The sequence below is a fragment of the Zhihengliuella alba genome, assembly GCF_039538765.1.
Lineage (GTDB): Bacteria > Actinomycetota > Actinomycetes > Actinomycetales > Micrococcaceae > Zhihengliuella > Zhihengliuella alba.
Genome location: NZ_BAABCJ010000007.1, coordinates 325,393 through 343,433 on the forward strand (window position 1 = coordinate 325,393; position 18,041 = coordinate 343,433).

The 18,041-nt window shown below is 70.1% G+C and carries 14 protein-coding genes; 12 read left to right on the forward strand and 2 right to left on the reverse strand.

What is annotated here, in order from left to right:
- The first annotated feature begins 1 nt into the window (after nucleotide 1).
- The 3 genes from purQ (at nucleotide 2) to ABD784_RS14255 (ending at nucleotide 4,020) form a co-directional block, all read left to right on the forward strand.
- Nucleotides 2-751: a phosphoribosylformylglycinamidine synthase subunit PurQ gene (gene purQ / locus ABD784_RS14245; protein ID WP_344886156.1), complete on the forward strand. Its 750-nt coding sequence runs from the start codon at nucleotides 2-4 to the stop codon at nucleotides 749-751.
- Entirely contained in the window at nucleotides 748-3,066 is a 2,319-nt protein-coding gene (gene purL, locus ABD784_RS14250; RefSeq protein WP_344886159.1) for a phosphoribosylformylglycinamidine synthase subunit PurL, read from the forward strand. The genes purQ and purL overlap by 4 nt, the downstream gene beginning before the upstream one ends.
- Nucleotides 3,067-3,156: 90 nt before the next feature.
- Nucleotides 3,157-4,020 (forward strand): aldo/keto reductase, encoded by an 864-nt coding sequence (locus ABD784_RS14255; RefSeq protein WP_344886162.1) that lies wholly within the window; start codon nucleotides 3,157-3,159, stop codon nucleotides 4,018-4,020.
- 87 nt (nucleotides 4,021-4,107) lie between these two features.
- Here ABD784_RS14255 and ABD784_RS14260 read toward each other — a convergent pair whose 3' ends face one another.
- Nucleotides 4,108-5,295, reverse strand: coding sequence for a zinc-dependent alcohol dehydrogenase (locus ABD784_RS14260; protein WP_344886165.1), 1,188 nt, complete (start codon nucleotides 5,293-5,295; stop codon nucleotides 4,108-4,110).
- A 200-nt stretch (nucleotides 5,296-5,495) separates the two neighbouring features.
- The gene (locus tag ABD784_RS14265) at nucleotides 5,496-6,470 is read right to left on the reverse strand and encodes a sugar-binding transcriptional regulator (protein ID WP_344886167.1); all 975 of its coding nucleotides are present in this window, start codon (nucleotides 6,468-6,470) and stop codon (nucleotides 5,496-5,498) included.
- A 220-nt stretch (nucleotides 6,471-6,690) separates the two neighbouring features.
- Here ABD784_RS14265 and ABD784_RS14270 point away from each other — a divergent pair, with 220 nt between their 5' ends.
- The 9 genes from ABD784_RS14270 to ABD784_RS14310 all read left to right on the forward strand — a co-directional run bounded on the left by ABD784_RS14270 (nucleotide 6,691) and on the right by ABD784_RS14310 (nucleotide 17,835).
- Entirely contained in the window at nucleotides 6,691-7,911 is a 1,221-nt protein-coding gene (locus ABD784_RS14270; protein ID WP_344886170.1) for a zinc-binding dehydrogenase, read from the forward strand.
- Entirely contained in the window at nucleotides 7,908-9,356 is a 1,449-nt protein-coding gene (locus ABD784_RS14275; RefSeq protein WP_344886173.1) for an RbtT/DalT/CsbX family MFS transporter, read from the forward strand. The genes ABD784_RS14270 and ABD784_RS14275 overlap by 4 nt, the downstream gene beginning before the upstream one ends.
- On the forward strand, nucleotides 9,353-11,080 hold the full coding sequence (locus tag ABD784_RS14280) for a dihydroxyacetone kinase family protein (RefSeq protein ID WP_344886176.1): 1,728 nt from the start codon (nucleotides 9,353-9,355) through the stop codon (nucleotides 11,078-11,080). The genes ABD784_RS14275 and ABD784_RS14280 overlap by 4 nt, the downstream gene beginning before the upstream one ends.
- Before the next feature lie 11 nt (nucleotides 11,081-11,091).
- Complete coding sequence (locus tag ABD784_RS14285) at nucleotides 11,092-11,571, forward strand: ribose-5-phosphate isomerase (RefSeq protein WP_344886179.1); 480 nt, start codon at nucleotides 11,092-11,094, stop codon at nucleotides 11,569-11,571.
- A gap of 14 nt (nucleotides 11,572-11,585) precedes the next feature.
- Nucleotides 11,586-12,335, forward strand: coding sequence for a GolD/DthD family dehydrogenase (locus ABD784_RS14290; protein ID WP_344886182.1), 750 nt, complete (start codon nucleotides 11,586-11,588; stop codon nucleotides 12,333-12,335).
- Between the two features lie 818 nt (nucleotides 12,336-13,153).
- The gene (locus tag ABD784_RS14295; protein WP_344886185.1) at nucleotides 13,154-14,551 is read left to right on the forward strand and encodes an ABC transporter substrate-binding protein; all 1,398 of its coding nucleotides are present in this window, start codon (nucleotides 13,154-13,156) and stop codon (nucleotides 14,549-14,551) included.
- 6 nt (nucleotides 14,552-14,557) lie between these two features.
- Complete coding sequence (locus ABD784_RS14300) at nucleotides 14,558-15,553, forward strand: carbohydrate ABC transporter permease (RefSeq protein WP_344886188.1); 996 nt, start codon at nucleotides 14,558-14,560, stop codon at nucleotides 15,551-15,553.
- A 37-nt stretch (nucleotides 15,554-15,590) separates the two neighbouring features.
- A complete protein-coding gene (locus tag ABD784_RS14305) occupies nucleotides 15,591-16,472 on the forward strand; it encodes a carbohydrate ABC transporter permease (protein ID WP_344886191.1) in 882 nt (293 codons plus the stop codon).
- A gap of 31 nt (nucleotides 16,473-16,503) precedes the next feature.
- Nucleotides 16,504-17,835: a cytochrome P450 gene (locus tag ABD784_RS14310; protein ID WP_344886194.1), complete on the forward strand. Its 1,332-nt coding sequence runs from the start codon at nucleotides 16,504-16,506 to the stop codon at nucleotides 17,833-17,835.
- Nucleotides 17,836-18,041 lie beyond the last annotated feature (206 nt).

Sequence of the window (18,041 nt, forward strand, 5' to 3'; positions counted from 1 at the left end):
GATGACGGACCTCCCCCTGATCGGCGACTACGCGACGCCGACCACCGAACTCTCCGGCGCCCGCATCGGCGTCGTGACCTTCCCCGGCACCCTCGACGACCGGGACGCCGCGCGCGGTGTGCGCATGGCCGGCGGCGAGGCCGTGGCCCTGTGGCACGCCGACGAGGACCTGCAGGGCGTCGACGCCGTCGTCATCCCGGGCGGATTCTCCTACGGCGACTACCTGCGCGCCGGCGCGATCGCCCGCTTCGCCCCGATGATGGGCCGCATCATCGACGCCGCCACCTCGGACGCCCGCCTGCCCGTCCTGGGCATCTGCAACGGCTTCCAGATCCTCACCGAGGCGCACCTGCTGCCGGGCTCCATGGTGAAGAACGACCACCTGAAGTTCGTCTGCCGCGACCAGATCCTGCGGGTCGAGAACAACACGACCGCGTGGACCAACCAGTTCGCCTCCGGCCAGGAGATCAGCATCCCGCTGAAGAACCAGGACGGGCAGTACGTCGCCGACGAGAAAGTGCTGGACGAGCTCGAGGCCGAGGGCCGCGTGGTGTTCCGCTACGTCGGCTGGAACCCGAACGGCTCGCGCCGCGACATCGCTGGCATCTCCAACGCGGCGGGCAACGTCGTCGGACTCATGCCGCACCCCGAGCACGCCGTCGAGGCGGGCTACGGACCCGACCACACCGGAACCGACGGTCTGGGCTTCTTCACCTCCGTCCTGACCCAGCTTGTTGGAGGCACCAAGTGAGCGCCGAAGTCGCCGAGAAGGAATTCAACATCGACACGGTCGACAACGCGACCGCGTCCCCCGACGTGGAGCTGCCCTGGGCCGAGCTCGGCCTGAAGCAGAACGAGTTCGAGGAGATCGTCAAGATCCTCGGCCGCCGCCCGACGGCCGCCGAACTGGCGATGTACTCGGTGATGTGGAGCGAGCACTGCTCCTACAAGTCCACCAAGAACCACCTGCGCCAGTTCGGCCAGAAGGTCACGGACGAGATGAAGAAGGACCTCATGGTCGGCATCGGCGAGAACGCCGGCGTCACCGACCTGGGCGACGGCTGGGCCGTGACCTTCAAGATCGAGTCCCACAACTCGCCGTCCTTCGTGGAGCCCTACCAGGGCGCCGCGACCGGCATCGGCGGCATCGTCCGCGACATCATCTCCATGGGCGCCCGCCCGGTGGCCGTGATGGACCCGCTGCGCTTCGGCGCCATCGACCACCCGGACTCCCAGCGCGTGGTGCACGGCGTGGTCTCCGGCATCGGCGGCTACGGCAACTCGCTCGGCCTGCCGAACATCGGCGGCGAGACCGTGTTCGACCCGATCTACCAGGGCAACCCGCTGGTCAACGCCCTCGCGGTCGGCACCCTCCGCCACGAGGACCTCCGCCTGGCCAACGCCTCCGGCGTCGGCAACAAGGTGGTCCTGTTCGGCGCCCGCACGGGCGGCGACGGCATTGGCGGCGCCTCCGTGCTGGCCTCCGAGTCGTTCGACGACACCAAGCCCTCGAAGCGCCCCGCCGTGCAGGTCGGCGACCCGTTCGCCGAGAAGGTGCTCATCGAGTGCTGCCTCGAGCTGTTCAAGAACTCCCTGGTCGAGGGCATCCAGGACCTCGGCGCCGCCGGCATCTCCTGCGCGACGTCCGAGCTGGCGTCCAACGGCGACGGCGGCATGCGCGTGGAGCTGACCGACGTGCTGCTGCGCGACCCCACCCTGACCCCGGGCGAGATCCTCATGTCCGAGTCGCAGGAGCGCATGATGGCCGTCGTGACGCCGGAGAACGTCGCCGCGTTCGAGGCCGTCATGGCCAAGTGGGGCGTCGAGTACTCCTGGCTGGGCGAGGTCACCGACGACGACCGGCTGATCATCACGTGGAACGGCGAGGTCATCGTCGACGTCGACCCCAAGACCGTCGCGCACGACGGGCCGGTCTACGACCGCCCGTACGCCCGCCCGGAGTGGCAGGACGCCCTCCAGCGGGACACGTTCCGCGGCTCGGTGAACGCGGCCGTGCTGCCGTCCACCGGCGACGAGTTGAAGGCGGCCGTGCTCGAGCTGATCGCCAGCCCGAACATGTGCAGCAAGAACTGGATCACCGACCAGTACGACCGCTACGTCGGAGGCAACACGGCCCTGTCCTCCCCCGACGACTCCGGCGTGGTCCGCGTCGACGAGGAGACCGGGCTCGGCGTCGCCATCGCGACGGACGCCAACGGCCGCTACGCCTACCTGGATCCGTACGTCGGGGCGCAGCTCGCCCTCGCCGAGTCCTACCGCAACGTCGCCACCTCCGGTGCCGTGCCCGCGGCGGTCTCCGACTGCCTCAACTACGGCTCCCCCGAGGACTCCGATGTCATGTGGCAGCTGGCCGAGGGCATCCGAGGCCTCTCGGACGCCTGCATGGAGCTGGGCGTGCCGGTCACGGGCGGCAACGTCTCGCTCTACAACCAGACCGGCGACCGGGCCATCCACCCGACCCCGGTGGTGGCCACGCTCGGCAAGTTCGACGACGTCGCCCGCCGTACGCCGTCGGGCTGGCGCCCGGAGGCCGACGGGCAGGCGATCTACCTGCTCGGCGAGACCGCCGACGAGCTGGACGGCTCCGAGTTCGCGAACCTCCGCGGCCACCTCGGCGGCCTGCCCCCGAAGGTCGACCTCGCCAAGGAGCGCCTGCTCGGCGAGCTCCTGATCAACGCGTCGCGCGACGGCATGATCGACGCCGCCCACGATCTCTCCGAAGGCGGCCTCGCGGCGACGCTGAACGAGATGGTGCTGCGCTACGGCGTCGGCGCGCGCGTGGCGTTGGACGATCTCTGCGAGCGCGACGGGATCGACGCCTTCACGGCCCTGTTCTCCGAGTCGCAGGCCCGCGCCGTCGTCGCGGTCCCGCGGTCCGAGGAGGTCCGCTTCAACGACATGGTCGGCGCGCGCGGCTACGCCGTGACCCGGCTCGGCGTCGTCGACGCCCAGTCCGGCGCGCTCGAGGTCCAGGGCCACTTCACGGCCACGATCGACGAGCTCCGCGAGGCGCACGAGGGCACGCTGCCGAAGTACTTCGGCTAGGCCCCCGGACCCCGCACGACGGCGGGGCCGTCACCCTGCAGCGGAGGGTGACGGCCCCGCCGTCGTGGTGTCTCCGGCTACGATCGGGGCATGGCTAACTCGGCGTACAAGCAGCCCCTGCCCGCGCCCCTCGTCCCGCTCGCGGACGGTGTGGCGATACCGCAACTCGGTTACGGCCTGTACAAGGTCGAGGAAGCGGAGGAGCTGGTCGGCCACGCGCTGCGCGCCGGATACCGCCACCTGGACGGTGCCGCGTTGTACGGCAACGAGGCCGGCGTGGGACGGGCCATCGGCGCGGCGATCGCGGACGAGTCGGAGCACAGCCCGGCCCGCGAGGACCTCTTCGTAACGTCGAAGGTGTGGAACAGCGAGCAGGGGTACGAGTCGACGCTGCGCGCCTTCGAGCGGACCCGGGCCGACCTGGGGCTGGAGTATCTGGACCTCTATCTCATCCACTGGCCGTGCCCCGAGCGCGGCCTCTTCGTCGAGACGTACCGGGCCCTGGAGCGCCTCCTGCAGGACGGGCTGGTCCGGGCCATCGGCGTGAGCAACTTCCAGCCGGACCACCTGCGGACCCTGCTCGACCACGCAGACGTGCTGCCGGCCGTGAACCAGGTGGAGCTGCACCCGTGGCTGCAGCAGCGGGAGCTCCGCGCGGTCCACGAGGAGCTGGGCATCGCCACCGAGGCTTGGTCGCCACTCGCCCGCGGCCGCCTGCTCGACGATCCCGAACTGGCGCGCCTCGCAGCGGACCACGGCGTCTCCGTGGCGCAGCTGGTCCTCCGCTGGCACCTCCAGGAGGGCACGATCATCTTCCCGAAGGCGAGCACCCCCGAGCGGATGGCCGAGAACGCCGACGTGTTCGGCCTGGAGCTGGACGACGGCGCGCTGGAGGCGATCCGCGGCCTGGACCGCGGCTTCCGCAGCGGGTCGCACCCCGACCAGGTCAACTGAACCCCGCGCGACCGAGTCCGGGTCGGTCGAGACCAGCGCGACCGAACCCAGCGCGACCGAGCCCAGCGCGCCTCGGGGCCCGGAACGCTACGGCGTCAGGACAACCTTCACGCAGCCGTCCTCCTTCTTCTGGAAGGTCGAGTAGAGGCCGGGCCCCTCGGAGAGCGGCGCCCGATGGGTCACCAGATCGTCCAGGCCCAGCGGGTCGGCCGGGTCCTCGGTCAGGGGCAGCAGCCGGTCCGTCCAGGACCTGACGTTGCACTGGCCCATGCGCAGCTGGATCTGCTTGTCGAAGAGCTTCAGCATCGGCATCGGTGTCGCCTGCCCGCTGTAGACCCCGCTGAGGGAGACCGTCCCGCCGCGGCGGACCGCGTCGATGGCTGCGTGCAGCACCGATGTGCGGTCCACGGCGGCGGTCTCCATGACCTTCTGCGCGGCCCTGTCCGGGAGGAGCCCGGTGGCCTGCTGGAGGAACGACGCCGGCCCGTCGCCGAGCAGCCCCGTCCCGTGGGCCTCCATCCCCACGGCGTCGACGACCCCGTCCGGCCCGCGGCCGGTCATGTTCCGCAGCCGGGAGGGGACGTGCCGGTCCAGCTCCAGGACCTCGACGCCGTGGCGCTCGGCCATGGCCCGGCGCTCCGGCACCGGGTCCACGCCGATGACGCGGTAGCCGCGATGGCGGCCGATCCGCGCCGCGAGCTGGCCGACCGGGCCCAGCCCGAAGACGGCGAGCGTCCCGCCGTCGGGCACGGCGGCGTACTCGACACCCTGCCAGGCGGTCGGCAGGATGTCGGAGAGGAAGAGGTACCGGTGGTCCGGCAGGTCGTGCCCCACCTTGACGCAGGAGTAGTCGCCGAACGGGACGCGCAGGTACTCGGCCTGCCCGCCGGGGACGCTGCCGTAGAGCGAGGAGTAGCCGTAGATGGCCGCGCCGCTGCCCTTGGCCGTGACCTGGGTCGTCTCGCACTGGGACTGCAGGCCGCGCCGACACATCCAGCACTGCCCGCAGGCGATGTTGAACGGCACCACGACCCGGTCGCCCGGCCGCAGTGAGCCGACCTCGCCGCCGACCTCCTCCACGATGCCCATCGTCTCGTGGCCGAGGATGTCGCCCGCCTCCAGATAGGGGCCGAGCAGTTCGTAGAGGTGGAGGTCGGAACCGCAGATCGCCGTGGAGGTCACCCTGATCACGACGTCGGTCGGCTGCTGGATGCGCGGGTCCGGCACCTCCTCGTACCCGATGCTCCGCTTGCCCTGCCAGGTCAGTGCTCTCATCGTCGCTCCCCGAGGTCTCGATGGTCGTCTCGCTGGTGGTCTCGAGCCGGCGGAGGAACGGGTCCGACGCCGGCCGAGGCCAGTCAAGCATGCAGGTGGCTCCGGGCCCGGAGGCTTCAGCGAATTGTCAGCGAATGGCTAGCCGCGTCCATGACTGTCCAAGACGGCGGACGCTCCGCGCTAGGAGTCCCGCAGCCGCGCTACGCGTCCCGCAGCAGGGCCCGGGCGGTGGCCTCGTCGGTGATCAGTCGGTTGAACCAGCCTGCCCGGGCACCGGCCCGGATGCTCGGCGCCTTGTTCTCCCCGATCGCCGCGGCGATGCGGATCGGCACCGCACGGAGTGTCTGCCCGGGGATGCGGACCATGCGCTCGCTGCCCGGAAAGGTCACCTCCGTCCCGTCCTTGTCGAAGAACGCCAGGCACACGTCGCCGACGGACCGGGCGAGGCTGGGATGGTCCCGGGGCACCGACCGCGCGATCGACTTGCGCGACAGGGCGGGAGCGCCGACGCCCACGAGCGCGACGCGCGCCGAGTTCCAGTCCTCGACGATCTGCTGGAAGCCGGGGTCGTCCTGCAGCGCCGCATGCAGCGCGGGCGAAGGCATGGAGGGCGCGAAGAGGTAGTGCGGGTAGCCGCCCGATGAGGCGGCGAAGGCCCGCACCACCTCGTTGGTCTGGTGCCACGCATCGGGCTCCGCCTGGCCGCCCACGGTAGGGGCGATGACGACGCCGCCCAGGTCGCCGAGCCGCTGCTGCGCGAGTGCGTACGTGGTCTCGCCGGAGGCGACCAGGAGTACGTCGCCGGAACGCAGGTGGCAGTCGGCCAGGGCCTGGCGCACGACGGCGCCCAGGCCGGGGCCGACCCGCCCGGACTGGTCGCCCGGGGCCAAGTAGACGGCCTCGAGACCCAGCGCCTCGGCGAGCTGGCTGCGCAGGTCGTCGCTGCCCGCGGCGGTCGGCCGGTGCACGCGGATCTCCACGATCCCGAGGCGCCGCGCCTCGCCGAGCATGCGGCTGATCGACGGGCGCGAGACCTGCAGCTGCTCGGCGACCTCAGCCTGGGTGGCGCCCTGCTCGTAGTACATCTGTGCAGCCCGGTAGAGGCGCTCGAGCTCGCCCCGGCCCGGGTTCTCGGCTTGGTCTCGCTGGCCCGACAGCGCTGGGATTTCGGTCACGTCTCGCCTCCGCGGCCATCCTACCGGCCATCCATCGCCTGCATCTCGCCCCATCGTACGGCGTGAACATATGTGCTTGACGTATGTTCACGAATGGCTACCATGGAACGAGTGACCTGCCCCACGTGATGGCCGACACGAGTCGTGCTGCGGAGCAGACCACCGCGCCCCCGCCCCGTGGCCCGGCCGCGACCAGCTCAGAGTTGAGGAGTTCCGTTTCATGAGCACTACAGCCATCTGCCCCGAGTCCCAGCCCACCGGGCCCCAGCCCACCGAGTCCCAGCCCACTGAGTCCCAGCCCACCGGGGCGAGCCTGCCGCAGACCATGCGCGCCGTCGTCGTCCACGGACCGGAGGACTACCGCCTGGAGGAACGCCCCGTGCCCGCACCGGGCCCGGGGGAGCTGCTCCTGCGCACCGACGCCGTCGGGGTCTGCGCCTCCGATCTGAAGTGCTACCACGGCGCCGAGAAGTTCTGGGGCGGCGAGCACAAGCCCGCCTGGGCCGAACGCGACCGCGTCGCGGGCCACGAGTTCGTCGGCACCGTGGTCGCCGCCGGATCGGGCGCGCTCGAGACCCGGGGCGTCGCGCTCGGCGACCGGCTCGCCTGCGAGCAGATCGTGCCCTGCCGCGAGTGCTTCTACTGCAAGCGCGGCATCTACTGGATGTGCGAGCCCCACGACATGTTCGGGTTCAAGGGCTTCGACGGCGCCATGGCCGAGTACGTCCTGGTCCCCGAGCGCGCGCTCACCCACCCGGTCGCCAACGACCTGCCCGGGCACTTCGCGGCCTTCTCCGAACCGCTCTCCTGCGCCATGCACGCCGTGGAACGCGCCTCGATCCAGTTCGAGGACACCGTGGTGGTCGCCGGCGCCGGCCCGATCGGCCTCTCGGCCATCGCCGGTGCGCGGCAGAAGAACCCGCTGCGGATCATCGCGCTCGACATGGTCGACGAGAAGCTCGAGCTCGCCGAGGCGTGCGGTGCCGATGTGGTCATCAACATCGCGCAGACCGACGCCGTCGCCGCCGTCAAGGAGCTCACCGGCGGCTATGGCGCCGACGTCTACATCGAGGCCACCGGCCACCCCTCGGCCGTCGGGCAGGGCCTGAACCTGCTCCGGAAGCTCGGCCGGTTCGTCGAGTACTCCGTCTTCAAGGACAAGGCCGCCGTGGACTGGTCGATCATCTCCGACGACAAGGAGCTCGACGTGCTCGGCGCGCACCTCGGACCGCACTGCTGGCCCGCCGCCATCAAGCTCATCGAGGACGCCAAGCTCCCGATGGAGCGCATCTGCACCCACCAGTTCCCGCTGGAGCGCTTCCAGGACGCGCTCGACATGGTCGCCGACTCGTCCGGCGCGTCCGTGAAGGTGTCCATCCTGCCCAACGGCCCGGTCCCGGCCGGCTCCGCGAACAACTACCAGGAGGGCGAGACCGCATGAGTGCCACCGTCTCCGGGCCGCTGCCCTACGGGCACGCCTCCGAGTCCCGCATCGACAAGCTGGGGATGCCCGGCATGCTCAAGTTCGGGTTCCTCGGGCTGCTGCTGGTCATGACCGGCGTCGGGGTGGAGTCCAACATCCTCACCCCGCACATGGTCGACGTCCTCGGCTCGCCGGAGGCCACCGTCTCCGCCATCATCACCGGGCACTCGATCGCCGTGCTCGTCGCCTCCTACCTCGGCGGCTCCCTGTCCGACCTCTTCGGCCCCCGCCGGATCATGGCGGCCGGCGCCGTGGTCTTCGTCGTCTTCCACGCGCTCTTCCTCGTGGCACTGTCCGCGGGCAGCGTCGAGATGGCGGCCGCGACCTACTTCCTGCGCGGCTTCGGATTCCCGATGTTCGCCTTCGCGTTCCTCGTCTGGGTGAACGTCACGGCCCCGATCCAGCGGAACTCCACCGCCATCGGCTGGTTCTACGTGATGTACACCGGTGGCCTGCCCACCCTCGGCTCCCTCGTCGCCATCGGCGCCATCCCCGCCTTCGGCGGCGGCACGGTCGGCGAGACCGGTGCCATGTGGCTCGCCGGCGCCCTCGTCGTCGTCGGATTCCTCGTCGCCCACTTCGGCATCCGCGACCCGCGCGGCTCGCGGCGACTGGCCCCCGAGGGCGAGACCGCCTCGCAGGTCCTGACGGCCGGGCTCCGACTGACGTTCACCAACCGGCGCGTCGCCATGGGCTTCCTCATCCGCCTGATCAACACGGCGCCGCAGTTCGGCATGTTCATCGTGCTGCCAGCCGTCATCTCCACCACGCTGGAGTGGGGCCAGTCCCGCTGGCTCGCCATGACGGTGGCCGTGTACGCGACCAACATCCTCGTGAACGCCGTGTTCGGCGCCGTCGGCGACCGCTGGGGCTGGCGGCGCACGGTCAAGTGGTTCGGCATCACCGGATCCGCGATCGGCCTGCTGCTCTGGTGGTACGTCCCCCACATGGTCCCCGCCGGATCCACCTGGGGATACATCGTCTCCGTGATCGCGGGCTGCATCTTCGGCTGCCTGCTGGCCGGGTTCGTCCCGATGGGCGCCATCATGCCGGCGCTGGCACCCGACCACCGCGGGGCCGCCATGGCCATGTACACCACCGCTGCGGGCGGCGCGACGTTCCTCGGCTCCGCCGTCGTCGCCGTCGTCTTCAACATCTCGGCCGCGATCGGCGTGGACGACTTCACGCGGAACTCCGCCGTCGTCTGGACGTTCGTGGCGCTGTACGCCTGCGCGTTCCTCATGATCCGCCACCTCGAGGTCCCCGAGGACGCGGAGAAGGAGAAGTACGGCCGGCTCTTCGGACGCACCCGCCTCCCCGCCGCGGGCGAGGAAACGGTCGAGGAAGCCGACCTGGCCGCACAGCACACCCAGAAGACCCCCGCTAGGAGCGCCGACCAGTGACCACTCTCTTCAACGACCCAGCACGATTCATGGAAGACCAGCTCGCCGGCTTCCTCGACGTCTACGGCGACCGGCTGGTGGGCGTCGACGGCGGCGTCGTCTCCGCGGCCCCCCAGCCCACCCCGCAGGTCGGCGTGATCGTCGGCGGCGGCTCCGGACACTATCCGGCGTTCTCCGGACTCGTCGGCCCGGGGCTGGCGACCGGGGCGGTGGTGGGCAACATCTTCACCTCGCCCTCCGCGAGCCGGGCCTGCTCCGTCGCCAAGGCGGCGGAGAACGGCCGCGGCGTCGTGTTCAGCTTCGGCAACTACGCCGGCGACAACATGAACTTCGCCCTCGCCGTCCAGCGCCTCGCGGCGGAGGGCATCGAGGCCCGCTGCGTCGTCGTCACGGATGACATCGCGTCCGCCGAGGAGCCCGCCCAGCGGCGCGGCATCGCCGGCGACTTCACAGTCTTCAAGGTCCTCGGGGCCGCGGCCTCCGAGGGCCTGGACCTCGATGCGGTCGAGGCCGCCGGCAACAAGGCGAACGCGGCGACCCGCACCCTCGGCGTCGCTTTCTCCGGCTGCACCATGCCCGGAGCGGAGCAGCCGCTCTTCGAGGTTCCGGAGGGACACCTGGGACTGGGCCTCGGCATCCACGGCGAGCCCGGGATCGAGGACGTCCCGCTCATGAGCGCCGACGACCTGGCCCATCTCTTCGTCGAGAGGGTCCTCGCCGAGGCCCCGGCCAGCTACGGCAAACGCGTCGCGGCCATCCTCAACGGGCTCGGGACCACGAAGTACGAGGAGCTCTTCCTCGTCTGGAACCGCGTCTCCGCGCTCCTCGCCGAGCGCGGGTACGACGTCGTCCAGCCCGAGGTCGGCGAGCTGGTCACCAGCCTCGACATGGGCGGCTGCTCCCTGACCCTGATGTGGCTCGACGAGGAGCTCGAGCGCTGGTGGACCGCCGACGCCTACACCCCGGCCTTCCGGCGCGTGGCCGCAGCCTTGCCGGCCGAGACGCGCGAGCGCGCAGCCGTCGCCCCGGCCGCGGCGGAGCCCGAGACCGCCCCGGCCAGCGCCGCAGCCCAGCGCACCGCTCAGGCGGTCCGCGCAGCGGTCTCCGACATCGCGGTGCTCCTCGCGGAGAAGAACGAGGAGCTCGGCCGGATCGACGCGGTGGCCGGCGACGGGGACCACGGGCGCGGCATGCTCTGCGGCATCGAGGCCGCCGCGACCGCCGTCGACCGTCTTCCCGCGCACGCTGGCCCCGCCACGGTCCTCCGCGCCGCCGGACGGGCCTGGGCCGACGACGCCGGCGGCACGTCCGGCGTGCTCTGGGGCGCCGCCCTGGAGGCCGCCGCCGCCACGCTAGACGACTCGGCCGATGCGTACACGCAGGACGACGCCGTGGGCGCCGTCCGGGCATTCCTCGACTCGATGCAGCAGCTCGGCAAGGCCCGCGTGGGAGACAAGACCCTGCTCGACGCACTCGTGCCGTTCGTCGAGTCCCTCACCGGGCGCGTCGGCTCCGGGGAGCCCCTGGCCGAGGCGTGGAGGACTGCCGCCGCCGAGGCGGACCGCGCCGCCGAGGCGACCAGAGACCTCCGGCCCGCCGTCGGACGCGCGCGCCCGCTCGCCGAGAAGAGCCTCGGAACCCCCGACGCCGGCGCCGTCTCCATGGCGATGATCCTGGACCGGCTGGCGGGCCGTCTCGCGACCAGCGCACCCGTGAAGAAGTGAGAGAGACGACCATGAACTCCCCCAGCACGCCCCGGTTCCGGCTCGTCGTCGGGTCCGACGACGCCGGATACACGTACAAGCAGACCCTGATCGAGGACCTGGCGGACGACGCGCGCGTCGCCTCGGTGACCGACGTCGGCGTCGATGCCCACGGGCACACCCCGTACCCGCGCATCGCCTTCGAGGCGGCCCGGCTGATCTCCGAGGGCAAGGCCGACCGCGCCCTGTTGATCTGCGGGACCGGCCTCGGCGTGGCCATCTCCGCCAACAAGGTCCCGGGGATCAGAGCGGTCACCGCCCACGACTCCTACTCGGTGGAACGCGCCGTCAAGTCCAACAACGCGCAGGTGCTCTGCCTCGGCGAGCGCGTCATCGGCCGGGAGCTCGCGCGGAAGCTCGTCAAGGAATGGCTCGGGCACGAGTTCGACCCGGCGAGCCCCTCGCAGGACAAGGTCAACGCCATCACCGAGTACGAGACAACGGGGTACTGACCATGAGCGCAGGCATGTTCGACTTGACCGGACGGCTGGCCCTCGTCACCGGCGGGGCCTCCGGCCTGGGCGAGGCCATCGCCCACGGCCTCGCCCGCCAGGGGGCCGACGTCGTTCTGGCCGACCTCAACGAGGCCCGGCTCGACGCCGTGGCCCAGGACGTCGGGCGTCACGGCCGGACCGTGGAGACGCTGCTCCTGGACGTGACGGACCGGCCCGCAGTCACGGCCGCGCTGGACGAGGTCGTGGCGCGGCACGGACGGATCGACGTCGTCGTGAACTCCGCCGGCGTGGCCGCGCTGGACCCCGTGGACAGCGTCCCCGACGCCCACTGGGACCTGGTGCTCGGGGTGAACCTGACGGGTACCTTCGCCGTCTGCCGCGCGGCTGCATCCCACATGCGGCGAGCCGGGTACGGCCGGATCATCAACATCGCGTCGCAGGCCGCGCACGTCGCGCTCGAGCACCACGCGGCCTACAGCGCGTCGAAGTCGGGCCTCTTCGGGCTCACCAGCACGCTGGCGCGCGAGCTGGGCCCCGACGGAGTCACGGCCAACACCATCTCGCCCACCGTGGTGATGACCGACCTCGGGCGGAAGGCCTGGGAGGGTCCGCACGGCGAGGCGCACAAGGCGCAGATCCCGGCGCGCCGCTTCGCGGAGCCGGAGGAGATCGCAGCAGCGGCCGTCTTCCTGGCATCGACGGAGGCCGCCATGGTCAACGGCGCCGACCTGAAGGTGGACGGCGGCTTCACCGTCGTCTGAGCAAGGGTCAGGCATCTCCGCGATGCGCCGGAGTCCGCCATGGGCGGGCTCCGGCGCGCCGTACGCCGGTATGCCATACGCCGGTACGCCGCCATCTACCACCGGCGGGGGCACTTTTGCTCCCGGGCATTCCGAAATCCGGGCCGGTTCATTCTCTGCGGATCTGCTTCTTGCTTCCTGCTTGCTTCTCACGCCTTGCTTCGACCCGATTCCGGCCGTCTTTTCGGACCCTTGATCGGTCGCCCTCCGCCCGGTTTTTCCGAGGCGCGAACGGGGACCCGTCGTTTTATCGTGCTCCTGCCTCGAACCGGTCACGGCGGCTTTGCCTCTGCTCTCCGGCTGGCGCGCCGGGTCCGTACCGATCCGACGCGCATCGCCGAGTGTTCCGTGCTCGGTTCCCTGCTCGGCGACCTAGTCAGCGCCCGGGATAGCCGTAGTCCGCGGTCCCGGGCGGCATGACATGCGCGGCCGTCGGCCCGCCGTCCACCGGTGCCCACCCCCTCGAGAGCGGCTGGGTGACTCCACCATTTCAGAGGTGTTAATCCGGTCCTATCGACACCCGCTGACGCATCAAAGCGCTTCTTTCCTGAGACAAGTCGGGATCATTTCCCGGGTCTGTGGACAGGACTGTTGGTTGAGGTTATGTTGAGCGGGCATGCCCGTCACCGAGGTTTGGGGGCGGTGCGCAGTGTTGAGGATCACGCCCTGACGGAGTCTGATTTCTTCACGTACTCCGCTCGGGGCCAGGCTAGAAGGAGTCTCCCGTGCACCAGCCATCAGCATCCGTCCGTCGCTCCGCTCCGTCCCGGAGGCGGCGCTTGGCTCCGGCAGCCGCCGTCGCAGTCCTCGCGCTCGGCATGGGCGCCTGCGCCACCGGCTCGCAGCCCGATCAGCCCGCCGAGGGCCCGTCCTTCGAGGCGGACGCCGAGATGCAGGGCGAGCTGAGCATCATGGGCTTCAACCCGGACGCAGACGAGATCGCCCGGACCCGAACGGATATCGCGATCGACGCCGTCGAGGGCGCCGACCCGAACATCATCGAGGGCGAACTGGACGTCCAGCAGTTCCTGTCCTCCATCGCCTCGGGCGAGGCCCCCGACCTCATCTACGCGAACCGCAACCAGCTCGGCACGTTCGCCTCCCGCAACGCCATCCTCCCGCTCGACTCGTGCCTCGAGGCGGAGGGCGTCGAGGTCGGTGATTTTCGTGAGCCGGCGATCGAGCAGGCGACCTTCAACGACAGCCTCTACGGGCTGCCCGAGTTCAACCAGGTCCAGATCATCATGGCCAACGGAGACCTCCTCGAGCAGGAGGGCCTGACCACGGACGACGTCGACGGCTCCGACTGGGAGGCCGTCGCGGCCGCGAACGAGAAGCTCTCCCGCTCCGAGGGAGGCAAGCTGTCCGTCATCGGCTTCGATTCGAAGCTCCCCGAGTTCCTGCCGCTGTGGGCCAAGGCGAACGGCACGGACCTGATCTCGGAGGACGGACGCACCGCGCAGCTCGACGACCCGAAGGTGGTCGAGGCGCTCGAGTTCGCCGTCGGCATCTACGAGGCCCAGGGCGGTTTCGGGGACGTGAAGGCATTCCGCGACTCAGCGGACTTCTTCGGTGCGGGCAACCAGTTCGCGTCCAACACGCTCGGTGCGATGCCGATGGAGCAGTGGTACGTCAACATCCTCAACGACGTCTCCCCCGAGGCACCGATGGCGTTCACGACCTTCAAGGACCAGGAAGGGGAGCCGCTGAGCTACGCCACCGGCTCTGCGTGGGCCATCCCGGCCGGCGGGAGCAACCCGGCGGCCGCCTGCCGCTTCCTCGCCTCCATGACGAAGACCGACACCTGGCTGGCCGCCGCAGAGGCACGGGCGTCCGCACGCGAGGAGGAGGGCAAGCCGTTCACCGGCCTCTTCACCGGCAACCGCGAGGCCGACGAGGAGATCCGCAGCACGTACGTGGACACCTCGGAGGCCCTGACGGGACCGTGGGCCGAGGCCGTCGAGGCCTCCTACACCGCCAACGAGAACTCCTTCTCGCAGCCGGCGACCCCCGCAGACGCCGAGTTCGAGCAGGCCTGGATGGACGGCGTGAACCGAGTCCTCACCGGCGAGCAGACGCCCGAGGACTCCTTGGCGGCCGCGCAGGAGGAGGCGCAGGCCGCGCTGGACGAGGCGTGGGCCGAGTGGGATGACAGCGAGGCCGGGTCCGAGGGCTGACGGACCATGACCGACGCTTCCATCCCCGGTCCCGCCGCGCTGAGGCCGCGGCGGGACCGCCCCAGCGGCACCCCCGCACCGTCGCTCCGCCCGGGCCAACGACGGGCGCGGCGACGCCACGTGCGCAACGCCTTGGTGTTCATCTCGCCGTGGATCCTCGGGTTCCTGATCTTCACGGCCTGGCCGATCATCTACAGCGGCTACCTCTCGCTGACGGACTACGACGTCCTGACAGACCCCAACTTCGTTGGTTTCGACAACTATCAGGCGCTGACCACGGACCCCAAGGTCGCCATGGCACTGCAGAACACCTTCGTGTTCGCTGCGCTGTCCGTGCCGACCAACATCATCCTCTCGCTCGGACTCGCCGTCCTCCTGCACCGGACAGTGCGGGCCCGAGGCTTCTTCCGGACGGCGTTCTACCTGCCGAACATGACGCCGCCCGTCGCCGTCGGCGTCCTGCTGCTGCTGCTGTTCAACGGCCACAACGGCCTCGTGAACGACGTGCTGGAGTTCTTCGGCATCCCGGGCCCGGCCTGGACCACGGACCCGACGTGGGTGAAGCCGGGACTGGTGCTGATGAGCCTCTGGACGCTGGGCGCCTCGGTGATCATCCTGCTCGCGGCGCTGAACAACGTCCCCCGCGACCTGTTGGACGCGGCCCGCGTGGACGGCGCCGGCCCCGTCCGGCGGTTCGTGTCGGTGACGCTGCCGATGATCTCCAGCACGCTCTTCTTCCTGGTCATCGTCAACACCATCGCCGGGATGCAGTCCTTCACGGAGGCCTACACCGCGTACTTCGGGGCCGGCAACGATACGTACAGCAACGATGCCGCACTGTTCTATGTGATCTACCTGTTCCGCCAGGCCTTCGAGTTCCTCAACATGGGCTTCGCCTCGGCGATGGCCTGGCTGCTGTTCCTGATCATCATGGTCATCACCGCCGTGCAGATGGTGGTGGGCCGACGGTTGGTCTTCTATCAGGGGGAAGACGGTGGATAGTACGACGACGCTGCCTGCGGCAGTACCCGATCCGCAGGTGGCCGACAGGGCCACGAAGCTCAGGGAGCGCGCCGACTATCGAGCGAACCGCAAGGGCTGGCTCGGACGCGGGCTGATCATCGCACTGCTCACGCTCGCCACGGTCGTCTTCGTCTACCCCTTGATCTGGCTGGTGAGCGCGTCCCTCAAGCCCCGCTCCGAGGTCTTCGACAACAAGCTCATCCCCGAGTCGCCGACCATCGAGAACTACATCACCATCTGGCAGGAGGCGCCGCTCGCGCTCTGGATCGGCAATACGCTCCTCGTGACGGTTCTGGCGGCGGTCGCGGTCACCTTCAGCAGCGCCCTGGTGGCGTGGGGGTTCTCGTACTACCGATTCCGGGGCCGGGATGCACTGTTCTTCCTCGTCCTCGCCACGATGATGCTGCCGGGTGCCGTCACGATGATCCCGACGTTCCTCATCTGGGACGCGCTCGGGCAGGTCGGCACGCTGACGCCACTCTGGGCGGGGAACCTGTTCGGATCGGCGTTCTACATCTTCCTGATCCGCCAGTTCTTCCTGGATCTGCCGCGTCAGGTCTTCGAGGCAGCGCGGATCGACGGCGCCACCGACTGGCAGATCTTCACGCGCATCGGGGTGCCACTCTGCAAGCCGGCCCTGGTGGTGACCCTCCTCTTCGAGGCACAGGCCGCCTGGACCGATCTGATGCGACCGCTCATCTACCTCCGGGACTCGAGCACGTTCACCATCCCGCGCGGACTCAAGGCCATGCTGGACCAGTTCGGCTTCGCCGGAAACTGGCACTGGGAGCTGATCGTCACGGCGGGCGTCATCACCACGGTGCCGATGATCATCCTGTTCTTCATCGGCCAGCGGCACTTCATCGAGGGCGTCGCCACCACGGGAGCCAAGTCATGACGGGGGCCCGGTCTCATGCGAGGGAGACGCCGTGATCCCACATCTTCGAGCCCCCGACCTTGCACCGTCCTTCCTCGCCCGGGGCTACACCTTCATCGGGTGGCACTGCGACCGCCTCGGAACGGATGCCTTCACTGGCCGCCTGCTCGGGCGCCAGACCCTGTTCCTGCGCGGAGCGGCAGCCGCCGACCTGGTGTACACGCCGGGTCTGTTCCCTCGTCCGGGTGCGCTGCCGCGTTCCGCAGTCCTGCTTCTCCAGGACCGTGGGAGCGTTCAGACTCTGGAGGGCGAGGAGCACCGGCGTCGGAAGCTGCTCTTCACGTCGTTGGCCCACCCGGGCGAAGCCGAGCGCTTGGCCGATCTCTTCGAGGAGGAATTCACCGCGGCACTTCCCGTCTGGCGGTCGGCCGGGCGGATCAGGTTTCACGACGAGGCCGTCCGGCTGCTCGGGCGGGCTGCCATTCGCTGGGCGGGGATCCAGGCAGACGACCGAGTCATGGACCAGCGCGCTGCCGAACTCGGTTCGATGGTGGAGCACGCCGGGTCGATCGGGCCACCGAATTGGGCTGCCCGACTTCGCCGGCGCCGCACAGAGCTTTGGGCGCGGTCGGTCATCTCCAGCACACGCCAGCATCTCGATGCCGACGCGCCAGACGGGGTATCTGGCAGGGCACGTGACGGTGCCAGGTGGCCCGTCGACGTCGTAGCCACTCACGCCGAGCCGAGCGGCGGTCTTCTGGACGAGGCGACAGCGGCGGTCGAGTTGCTGAACCTCCTGAGGCCCATCGTCGCTGTCTCCCGCTTCATCGCGTTCGCCGCTGTGGCTCTCGACGCGCACCCGCACTGGAAACGCATGCTGGCCGAGGCCGGTGGAACCGGCAACGTGGAACTCAAGAGCGTCGCCGCACCATCCCACGGGGACGGCGTCGCCGGCGAGGGCCTTTCTGACGCCAGACGCTTCGCGGAGGAGGTACGCAGGACCACGCCCTTCTTCCCGGCGGTCGCGGGGCTCGCGGCGCGCGACTTCGAATGGGAGGGAGCCCGGTTTCCGGCCGGGACCCGGACCATGGTGGACCTCTATGGCACCAATCATGATCCGCGGATCTGGGCGGATCCGCGGGCCTTCGACCCGGATCGCTTCGAACGAGTCCGCGTCAACGCCGACAACCTGGTTCCACAGGGCGCTGGCGACGCGGGGGCCGGCCACCGTTGCCCCGGCGAGGCCATGACGCTGGCACTCATCGAACGCGCGGCGGTCGCTCTGGCTCGCCTGGAGCCAGCCTTTCCCGCGCAAGACCTCACGGTCGATCTTCGGCGGCTTCCGGCGCTGCCCGCGTCGGGCGTCATCCTCGACCTGTCCTGAGGTGCGGTGTTCGTCACGACGCCTCCGCCAGTGACTGACAGTGCTCGCGCGCCGATCCGGGTCCGCAGTCATCAGAAGGGGATGGGGTCGGGTTCGGTCGGTGGTGTGAGGTTCAGGGTCGTTTGGGCGGTGGTGTCGGGGTGGAAGTGGGTGTTGCGCATCAGCGGTCGTGTCGGGTCGACGGTGGCCGGGGGTCGCCAGAGGGG